This window comes from Vibrio sp. 2132-1, assembly GCF_033344315.1.
Genome location: NZ_JAWPON010000045.1, coordinates 1 through 2,397 on the forward strand (window position 1 = coordinate 1; position 2,397 = coordinate 2,397).

Genomic DNA, 2,397 nt, shown 5'->3' on the forward strand with positions numbered 1-2,397 from the left:
GATGCCCTGCGCCTCAAGTGTTCTGTGGTCAATGCGGGCGTCGTGGCCAGCCCGCTCTAATGCCCGGTTGGCATGGTCGGCCCATGCCTCGCGGGTCTGCTCAAGCCATGCCTTGGGCTTCAGGCTCTCGGACTTCTGCGCCCCGCCCCGCTCTGGCTGTTTGGCGTTGTACCGCTTGAACCACTGGTCAGCCGGGCGCTCGATACCGTCGTTCTTCCGCTCAGAGATCATCAAGTGGCAATGGGGGTTCTCACCTTTACCGGCATGAATGGCCAGCGTATACGGCAGGCGCTCGCCCTCGGTCAGATGCCGGGCGAATTCGTCCACCAGCTCCCGCTGCTGATCTAGGGTCAGTTCGACCGGCAGGGCAAACTCAACCTCTTTGAACAGCCGCCCATTGGCGCGTTCATACAGGTCGGCAGCATCCCAGTAGTCGGCGGGGCGCTCGGCCCACTCGGGCAGGTGGCCGGACTGAGTGTGCAGCACCTCGTCACGGTCGCGGGAGTAACGGCCCTCCCGCTGGATGTAATCGGCTTTCGCCTTGGCCGACTGGCCGCCGTTCCGGCTGCCGGTCTTGGCCGTAAGGTGATAGATGGCCATAGGGGTTTAGCTCCATGCAATGGCCCTCGGAGAGCGCACAGCCCCAAAGGGGTGCCCGCAGGGCAGTTTCTCGAAGAGAAACCGGTAAGTGCGCCCTCCCGTTAGAATGACGGTCGGGGTTTGCGGTGTCTGTGCTCCGATGATAGCATGATGGCAAGCACATAACCAAGGGGAATGTCAACATGGCAAAAGCAGCGGAACGGCTCGCCAAGCTGGAAGAGCAACGGGCACGGATCAACGCCAAGATCCAGCGGGTCAGGGCACGGGAGCAGCAGCAAAAGCGCAAGGAGGACACCCGGCGCAAGGTGCTGGTAGGCGCGTGGATACTCGGCAAAGTCGAAAGCGGCGAGTGGCCAGAACAGCGCTTGCTCGATGGGCTGGACAGCTACCTAGAGCGCGACCATGACCGGGCGCTGTTCGGACTGCCACCCAAGCAGGAATAGCAGCCACAGGAGCATGGCCAGCCGGAGCCGCAAGAGGGGCAAGGGTGAGCTTCTACCGGCTGACACCTGCCGAGATCGAAGCCCTGCAGCAAGAGATGCGAGAGGCGGGCGCGACCATCAAGGCGGAGATAGCCAAGCGCAAGGTGGCCAGCATGGCCCCTGCGGGGCTTCACACGCGCCCCCGCCCTGCGGGCAGGGGTAAAGGCCGCTAAAGCGGCTAAAGGCGTCTGCGGCTTCCTGTGGCGTCTGTGCATGGGGTTTGGGTTTGCGGGCCTTGGCCCGCCTTTTCCCTACCGCGGAGCGGTGGGGGCGGTGTGTAGCCTAGCGCAGCGGATAGATCAGTTATCCGGCCTCTGGCCGGGCATTTTGGGCAAGGGCAAACAGCGCCCCACTAGGGCGCTGTTAACCGCGCCTAGTGGATTATTCTTAGATAATCATGGATGGATTTTTTCAGCACCCCGCCAGCCCCCGCCCCTGCTGGGTTTGCAGGTTTGGGGGCGTGACAGTTAACGGGGGGGTTCGTGACAGTTAACGGGGGGGGGCGTGACAGTTAACGGGGGGGGCGTGACAGTTAACGGGGGGGGCGTGACAGTTATTGCAGGGGTCAGCCTGCCGCCTTGGGCCGTGCGATGTCGTACTTACCCGCCGCATACTCGTTCACCGTCCAGCCCAGCGCGATCAGCTCCGGCAGCGCCTCGCGCACCCGCTGGCGTCTCTTGCGCATGGCGGCCCCACTGGCCTCTGACGGCCAGACGTAGCCGCACAGGGTATCTATGGCCGCCTTGCCGGTCTTGCCGGGGTCGATCCAGCCACACAGCCGCTGGTGCAGCAGGCGGGCGGTTTCGCTGTCCAGCGCCCGCACCTCGTCCATGCTGATGCGCACATGCTGGCCGCCACCCATGACGGCCTGCGCGATCAAGGGGTTCAGGGCCACATACAGGCGCCCGTCTGCCTCGTCGCTGGCGTACTCGGCAAGCAGCCGGAAGCCCTGCCGCTTGCGGCCATTCTGGGCGATGATGGACACCTTCCAAAGCCGTTCAATGCAGTCCCTGATGGGCTTTGAGTCCTCGATATTGGCATAGCCTATTTCACGAGCCAGCGCCCGATAGCTACCCTTGACCACCATGGCGTCAGCGGTAACGGCTTCCCATTTGGGTTCCAGGAACAGCCGGAGCTGCTGCCCGCCGGGGGTCTCCGGTTCTGGCTCTAGCACCAGACCACTAGGCCCGGCCATGGCCACCAGCCCCTGCAGGATGCGCAAATCATCAGCGCCCAGCGGCTCCGGGCCGCTGAACTCGATCCGCTTGCCGTCGCCGTAGTCATACGTCACGTCCAGCTTGCCGCGCTTGCGCTC

Annotated in this window: 3 protein-coding genes; 1 reads left to right on the forward strand and 2 read right to left on the reverse strand. The window is 64.0% G+C overall.

Features of this window, described 5'->3' with window-relative positions:
* Window positions 1-600: MobA/MobL family protein (locus R8N47_RS23240; protein WP_318185869.1), on the reverse strand; the 600-nt coding region annotated here is incomplete at its 3' end.
* 182 nt (window positions 601-782) lie between these two features.
* Here R8N47_RS23240 and R8N47_RS23245 point away from each other — a divergent pair.
* Window positions 783-1,043: a mobilization protein gene (locus tag R8N47_RS23245; protein ID WP_169573164.1), complete on the forward strand. Its 261-nt coding sequence runs from the start codon at window positions 783-785 to the stop codon at window positions 1,041-1,043.
* Window positions 1,044-1,647: 604 nt separating this feature from the next.
* Here the strand turns inward: R8N47_RS23245 and repC are convergent.
* The coding region (gene repC, locus R8N47_RS23250; RefSeq protein WP_318185870.1) for a replication protein C, IncQ-type at window positions 1,648-2,397 on the reverse strand (750 nt) is incomplete at its 5' end.